Below are 7,327 nucleotides of genomic sequence, written 5' to 3'. Positions count from 1 at the left end.
AGATGGTACTTCTCTTTCATCCTCTGTTGTTGAGTTTAGAGAGCAATGCATATTTGGAAAACCACACTAAGGGTTCTTTTTATGCAACTCTTTTACTACCTAGCGGTTGTTCGTTTGGTGCCAACTGACATTTTTCAATTGGACATGTATTTTTAAGGCGCTTCGCTTTAAATGCAAGGAAAGATAGGTAGGTGAGTGATGTTTGCCTTGCTTTTGGAGCGGAGCGTCTTAGAGAAAATGCGTGAGTATTTGTGAGCGAGTGGATGGTGGGTGGTTGATTGGGTGAGTAAAGCGTTGCAAGTTCCAACCCTTTGTGTGGTTTTATAGATGGCACTTCTCATCACCTTTTTAATACTACCTAAACCTATCGAAACTTTACGAAATCTGTTTCGAGACTTCTTTAGTTACCAATATTTGGTGCAATGATGAATTAAGTATGAAATTTGCTCTGTTCTGAGATTTACCGTGTTTAATATAGTACAATAGGTCTAGCGCATTAATTGGGCTGATTTTTTGAAAGGGATAGAATGATATGAATTATGTCTGGGTAGTGAAAAAAGTTAAAAGTATTATGAAATGGAATTATAAACTTCTTTGGCCGATAGTGCTCTTATTTTTTTTAATGACAAAACCTATCACTATTGAAACGTTTGAAGATCAATTGCCTATGTTCATGGTTTTATTTGCCGTATGGGTTGGTGCTTATATGATTTATTTGATAGCAGTGAAGCTGCTAGAGAAACAAGGTATCAACTATTAGAGTGCTTGTCTAGGAAATAGTACTATTGTACTATAATTATATTGACTTTAAATTTTACAAGATGTAGAATTCAAGTAATATTACTCAAAAGAGTAAAAAACATGGAGGAAAGAAAATGACGCAATTTAGAAAAGTAGTTAGTATTGTATTGCTTGTTGCATTATTGGTTTCTAGCTTTGCTTTTGCTAGCGGAACATCTGATTATTCGACAAACTGGGCGAAGGATTCTATTGATAAATGGATTTCTACGGGTGTATTGAACGGTTATGGCGAAGGCGTCTTTAAACCGAACAATAACATTACTAGAGCGGAATTTGCTAAAGTGATGACGGCGGTATTTGGATTACAAACAGAAGGCAGCAAAACGTTTAGCGACGTGCATTCGACAGACTGGTTTACTAGTTATGTGAATGCGGTAAGCGGAAGTAAGTTGATGGTTGGTGCAAACGGTATGTTTAGACCTAACGATCAGATTACAAGAGAAGAAGCGATGGTTGTTTTTTACAGAGCGTTTTCTATGAATGCTCCAGAAACAACGAACACAACATTTACTGATAAGGCTTACATAAGCGACTGGGCGGCTAACGCGGTTGCAAGAATGGTTAGAAACGGTTATGTCACTGGTTATAAGGACTTAAGCTTTAAACCACAAGGATTTATGACAAGAGCGGAAGCGGTTACGATGATTGACAGAATCGCTGGTGATCTGATTAACGAAGCAGGCACTTACACTGCAGATGTTGCGACAAACCTAGTGGTTAACGTAGCGGATGTAATACTTAAAGACATGACTGTATCAGGTAATCTGATTTTAGGTCAAGGTGTTGCTGAAGGTGATGTGACACTTGATAACGTGACTGTACTTGGACAACTGCTTGTCAAAGGCGGCGGAGCGAATTCTATTAAACTTAACAATACGCAGATCAAAGGTTATTTGATCGTAGATAAGGCAAACGGCACAATCCGTATAGTTGCAGAAGGTAGCACTGAAGTTGCTGCGGTTCAAGCGATGAGCGGTGTTAAGTTAGAAGAAGATGGAACAACAGGTACAGGTTTTGGTACGGTTGAAGTCATTGCCTTTGAAGCCGGCCAAGAAATCATTTTAGACGGTGATTTTGAAAGTTTGGACATTACGGTACCTGGCGTAACACTTAATGTTACAGACGGTACGGTTAAATCGGTTAACGTAACTGCTGCTGCAGGAAGCGCTAATGTTGAAGTAAGCGCTACTGCTACTGTAACAACGATGACTGCTGATGCGCCTGTAACTGTTACAGGTACTGGTACGGTTACAACAGCTGTTGTAAATACAGAAGGTTCAAGCTTTGTGACTGCTCCTACTACGGTAAGTTCGACAAGCACAACACCAGTAACAGTGGTAGTTGGTGGAACGACAAGTAATGTATCAACGACTACTCCAGTGGTTACGACTCCACCGGCAACAAGCGGTGGTGGATCAACAGGTGGTGGAACTACTACACCAACGGCTGAATATGCATTTAAAGTAACTCATGGATCTGGAACCTACTCAAGTACTGTATCTGGTGCGGCTGGTAAGACAGCCCTGCTTGGTAGATATACGTTTGCTGATACTGCAAAAGTCACTTTGGCAAATGTAAACACTGTATTTGCTAGTACGGATGTAAAATCGGGATTGAGCGCGATTGCACAGGATACTGACAATGAAAACTTTATCACTAGAATTTTAGCACTGAAAAATACGAATGATGTGGTATTCTCTGAGTCGTTGGCTGAGAAGGTGATCGCATATACAGGCGGAACAGCGCTTACAGTGTTTGACAAGACAGACAGCTTTATTGTAGACCTTGCCAATTCAAGCGCAAGTGAAGCAACTAAGTTGGCGGCAGCTAAAGCATTGGCAGCAGATTTGGCAACTCAGAACTTAGAAGCGATTGTCAACGATATGATTACATTGTACCCTGCTAAAGATGTACCAAGTGAATTTGAACTGTGGGCGCTTGATTCGAGCAAAACACTTCAAAAATGGACTAGTGCGACAATTGGTGAAATCAAAACTGATTTGACAGATGGTGCAAATGGAAAAACTACAAAAGACTTGACGTTTAAGGATGCTAAATTGGCAGATAAATATATCTTTGTCTTTACATTCGGTAACGAGTGGGTTGGTATTTCGGTACAATAATAAAGAAAAAACTTGTTGGGAGCCCTAGGGCTCCTAACTTACAGTTAAGGGGTAATTACATGAAAAAGCAATTAATGGTTTTATTAGTTTTGTTGGTATTTTCTGTTCAGGTGTCCTTTGCAACTTTTAACGATACCAAGCAAGTACCGTGGGCTGATGAAGCCATTAACTTTATGGTTGAAAAAAGTTTTATCAGTGGTTATTCAGATGAATTGTTTATGCCCCAACAGGCTTTGACTCGTGCAGAAGCAATTCATGTGATTAATCGCATGAACGGATTAAGTGATAAAGTGGAAATTGAATTTTTAGATGTGGACGTTGACCACTGGGCTTATGTTGCTGTTCAGCAAGCTGTGGCGGATGGATATATCAATGGGTTCCCGGATGGTACGTTTAGGCCTGAAGCGCCTATCACAAGAGCTCAGTTTGCGGCTATGCTTGCAAGGGTGTATGACCTAGAGGAATCAAGTGTAACGTTGACCCTTTCAGATAAGGACCAAGTCCCTGAGTGGGCTAGGCGATATGTTGCCATAAGCATGGAACATGGACTGATGAAAGGCTACACGGACGGTACGTTTAGGTCGGATGGTCTGATCACTAGGGCCGAAGGTACTCAGGCGCTTTACAATGTGGTAAAGAGTGCCGTGTATGAGACTTATATTGAAGCGAAGACTGAAGTGATTGTGGTTGTAGAAGCAAGCGATAGTGGCGGATCTGCCCCCGTGAGTCAGCCTGATGGCACTAAGGACTTGGTGTTGGAATCGATGAACAGGGTGATTTTGGATATAGACAAGTATGTTTTACCCCTTATGACGACTGACCTTCAAGAGAGTACTACTAAGGATATTCAGTCTGCAATGAAGAACTATGTTAAGGATTCGAGCTACGATTTTGACCTGGATATGGAACGTGCGAGAAATAAGGCAAAAACGATGACAAGCGACGAGTATGCCAAATTTAGAAGCGTTTTGGAAAGCAATTTGCTGTTATTGGATTTACAAAGATTGAAGCAATTTTTTAATTTATAAATCATAGGATATATAGTAATTATGCATTAGGAGGCTGGCATTTTGGAAGAAACCATTGAACTACGCGAACTTATTGAACTTATTTTTCATCGAAAATGGCTGATTGTAGTCATCACCTTAATCGCGATTGTCGCAGGAACCCTTTATAGTTTTTACGGAGTAACCCCGCTATACAAGTCCAATACGACACTTATGGTCAATGGATCAAAAGGATTATCTGCAAGTGATATCGCAGCGAGTTTTGATATATCAAGTATTGGTGCCAATCAAAAGCTTGTAGTGACCTATAGTGAAATTGTCAAATCTAGAATTGTATTGGAACAAGTGATTGCACGATTGGAATTGGATTATTCATTTGAAGTACTAAATCAAATGATTGTAGCTGTTCCGGTAAAAAACACTGAAATTTTAAATATTGTTGTTACAAATAAAAGTGATAAGGAAGCCGCAGAAATTGCGAACACGGTTTCTGATGTGTTTATGAAAGAAGTGATGAGAATCATGAAGGTGAATAATGTTGAAATTATTGACCGGGCGATTCCTGTAGATAAGCCGATTAATGTAAGAAAAGCGATGAACGTCGCTATCGCAGCGGTTTTGGGACTGATGTCGAGTGTGTTTTTAGTGTTCGCACTTGAGTACTTGGACAATACACTTAAAAGTGAAGAGGATGTCGCTAAGTTTATCGGTGTTCCTGTACTTGGCGGCATACCGCTCACTGATTTTACAGAAAGCAATTAGGAGGACCCATGAAAGAACTAATCGTTTTAAATCATCCAAAGTCTCCTGTTGCAGAAGCATATAGGGCGATCAGAACCAATATTAAATTTGCAAACGTGGATCAGAATATCACAACCATGATGGTGACCAGCGCGACAGCCGGCGAAGGGAAAACGACCACCCTTTGCAATATTGCGATGACCTTTGTCGCTAACGGAAGCAAGGTGCTGATTGTGGACTGCGACTTGAGAAAGCCGAGAGTGCACAAGTTTTTTGAAATTTCTAATGCCAAAGGGGTGACTGACGTGCTGTTGAATCAGGAACCCTATCAAGAATATGTCCAACAGGTCGTGGACGGCCAGCTACATGTTCTGACTGCGGGAGCGATCGCAAACAGTCCATCAGAACTTTTGAGCTCGAATGCTATGAAAAACCTGCTGGAACAGCTGAGAAGCGACTATGATTATATCTTTTTCGATACGCCTCCGGTTTTACCTGTGACAGATGCAGTGATTCTAGGAACGATGATCGATGGTGCGCTCTTGGTGTGCAATTCGGGTGTTGTCAAGAAACATTTGGCTGCTGCTGCAAAGGATAAGCTGTTGAATGTAGGGACCAAACTGATGGGAGTTGTACTGAACAAGATTCCGATGAAGGGTGACAAGTATCACTATTACTACTATTATGCCGACAAAGAGGGTGTTTAGATTTGTTTGACATACATTGCCATATGCTTCCGGGTGTTGACGACGGTGCCAATGATATGACGGTGGCGCTGCAAATGATAGAGCTTGCATACGAAGATGGCATTCGCCATATCTTACTGACGCCTCATGTCAATCATCCGAACGGTTATGGGTTGACAATCGACCACGAAGCTGTCTTTGAGGCTTTTAGGGAAGAAGTCAGTTTGATTTACAAAGATCTTGAAATCTATTTGGGTGCGGAACTTTATCTTACCAAGGATTATGTTGCGGATATTGAAAAGCATGCTGATAGGTGCAGGCTGAATGGATCTGATTATGTGCTCGTAGAATTTGAACGCTTATGTTCTGCAGAGCTGATGCTTAACTCTGTTTATGAACTGAAGATAAGAGGCTATAAGCCGATTCTTGCTCATATTGAAGTATATGATGTGTGTAGAAAATCGATTGAAGTGGTGGAAAAACTTAAGCAAGAAGGTGCTCTGCTCCAGATAACGGGAGCGAACTGGTTGCATAACAAAGATAGGAACATGCATTCGTTTTTAAAGACTTTGTTTGAAAAGAGGTGGATCGACTTTGTCGCGAGCGACGCGCACGGCGTGCGTAGAAGAAGACCGCTGCTTAAGCAGGCGTATTTGCTTACTGAGCGAAAATTTGATGAAACCTATGCGAAGCGCTTGTTTTACACAAATACAGAGGCTGTGCTTCAAAATAAAGCGGTTGACAGGTATACTAGTACGATTAGGAAGGGAAACAGGCTAAAGGTTGTGATGATAAGCGCCGCAGTCCTTGTGACTTTGGTTTTAGCTGCTAGTGCGATGAGCTTGACAAAGGGCACTCAGGAAGTTGCTGTGGTTGAAACTCAAGTAAGCGATTCGGGTTTAACTGAAATGACACCAACTGTTGATATTACAGAACCGAAAATAGAACCACAAACTGAGCCGCAAACTGTGGTGGTAACTGAACCTCAGACACCAGTGGGTGAAGTGATCATTGAAACGGACAAGCCTGCTGAAGAAAGCAAGGTAGTATCCCAAGAGGATAAGCAGAATCTGCTTAAGCTAGAGATCGAGACCAGATATTTTGATCTTCTAAAGGGGTATCAGGCGGAGTACACCGCCATTGCAGACGCCTATGCCGCCAAGTTGCAAACCGTACGTGGACTGATGATCAGTAAAGATGAGAAAAATGCGTTGGTTGACAGGTATTTAGATGAACTGTCATTCCATGAAGCGACGTCGGACGACAAGGTGTATGATCTTCTATATGCCATGCAAAACGAGCTGGAAGCTGCAAAACTAGATGTAGCAAAGGTTCAAGCATACAGAGACGGATACCATGAAGTAAAGACAAATACCAAGTCGTATTACATCGACCTGCTGGATGTTAATGAGTAGGGTGTTCGCAATCAACTATCAAGTCGTAAATAGATGAATCACCATGCCTATCGTGTGGTGATTTTTATTTTTTTTGTTTGAGTGAGTTTGGAGGGCAATGCATATTTTGAAAACCACACTAAGGGTTCTTTTTATGCAACTCTTCAGTTAGCTAGTATTCGATCATTTGAAACCAGCTGGCATTTTTCATTTGAACATGTACTTTTAAGGCGCTTCGCTTGAAATGCAAGGAAAGATAGGTAGGTGAGGAATGTTTGCCTTGCTTTTGGAGCGGAGCGTCTTAAAGAAAGTACGAGGGAAGATGGGATTTATTGAATGGCGGTTAGTTGATTAGGTGAATGAAGAGTTGCTATGACCAACCCTTAGTGTGGTTTTATAGATGGCACTTCTCTTTATGCTCTTTGAAGAGGTTGGAGAGCAATGCAATTTTGGAAAACCACACTAAGGGTTCTTTTTATGCAACTCTTTTACTACCTAGCGGTTGTTCGTTTGGTGCCAACTGGCATTTTTCAATTGGACATGTACTTTTAAGGCGCTACGCTTGAAATGCAAGG

The 7,327-nt window shown here is 41.3% G+C and carries 5 protein-coding genes; all 5 read left to right on the top strand.

Annotated features, from left to right (window positions below; genetic code table 11):
• Positions 1-875: 875 nt before the first annotated feature.
• The 5 genes from DWB64_RS18950 to DWB64_RS18930 are packed head-to-tail and all read left to right on the top strand — an operon-like array spanning position 876 to position 6,773.
• On the top strand, positions 876-2,924 hold the full coding sequence (locus tag DWB64_RS18950) for an S-layer homology domain-containing protein (protein WP_129489796.1): 2,049 nt from the start codon (positions 876-878) through the stop codon (positions 2,922-2,924).
• 59 nt (positions 2,925-2,983) lie between these two features.
• On the top strand, positions 2,984-3,952 hold the full coding sequence (locus DWB64_RS18945) for an S-layer homology domain-containing protein (RefSeq protein WP_129489795.1): 969 nt from the start codon (positions 2,984-2,986) through the stop codon (positions 3,950-3,952).
• 42 nt (positions 3,953-3,994) lie between these two features.
• Positions 3,995-4,693 (top strand): YveK family protein, encoded by a 699-nt coding sequence (locus tag DWB64_RS18940; RefSeq protein ID WP_129489794.1) that lies wholly within the window; start codon positions 3,995-3,997, stop codon positions 4,691-4,693.
• An 8-nt stretch (positions 4,694-4,701) separates the two neighbouring features.
• The gene (locus DWB64_RS18935) at positions 4,702-5,379 is read left to right on the top strand and encodes a CpsD/CapB family tyrosine-protein kinase (protein ID WP_129489793.1); all 678 of its coding nucleotides are present in this window, start codon (positions 4,702-4,704) and stop codon (positions 5,377-5,379) included.
• Positions 5,380-5,381: 2 nt separating this feature from the next.
• Complete coding sequence (locus DWB64_RS18930; RefSeq protein ID WP_129489792.1) at positions 5,382-6,773, top strand: CpsB/CapC family capsule biosynthesis tyrosine phosphatase; 1,392 nt, start codon at positions 5,382-5,384, stop codon at positions 6,771-6,773.
• The last annotated feature ends 554 nt before the right edge of the window (positions 6,774-7,327 follow it).

It is taken from the genome of Fusibacter sp. A1, assembly GCF_004125825.1.
Lineage (GTDB): Bacteria > Bacillota > Clostridia > Peptostreptococcales > Acidaminobacteraceae > QQWI01.
Note: the sequence above shows the minus strand (reverse complement) of the source record. Positions and strands in the feature narration are given on the sequence as shown.

What these genes read in the sequence shown, in the direction of transcription:
- DWB64_RS18950 (WP_129489796.1), top strand. Translation starts at nt 876, where the DNA reads ATGACGCAATTTAGAAAAGTAGTTAGTATTGTATTGCTTGTTGCATTA.
- DWB64_RS18935 (WP_129489793.1), top strand. Translation starts at nt 4,702, where the DNA reads ATGAAAGAACTAATCGTTTTAAATCATCCAAAGTCTCCTGTTGCAGAA.
- DWB64_RS18945 (WP_129489795.1), top strand. Translation starts at nt 2,984, where the DNA reads ATGAAAAAGCAATTAATGGTTTTATTAGTTTTGTTGGTATTTTCTGTT.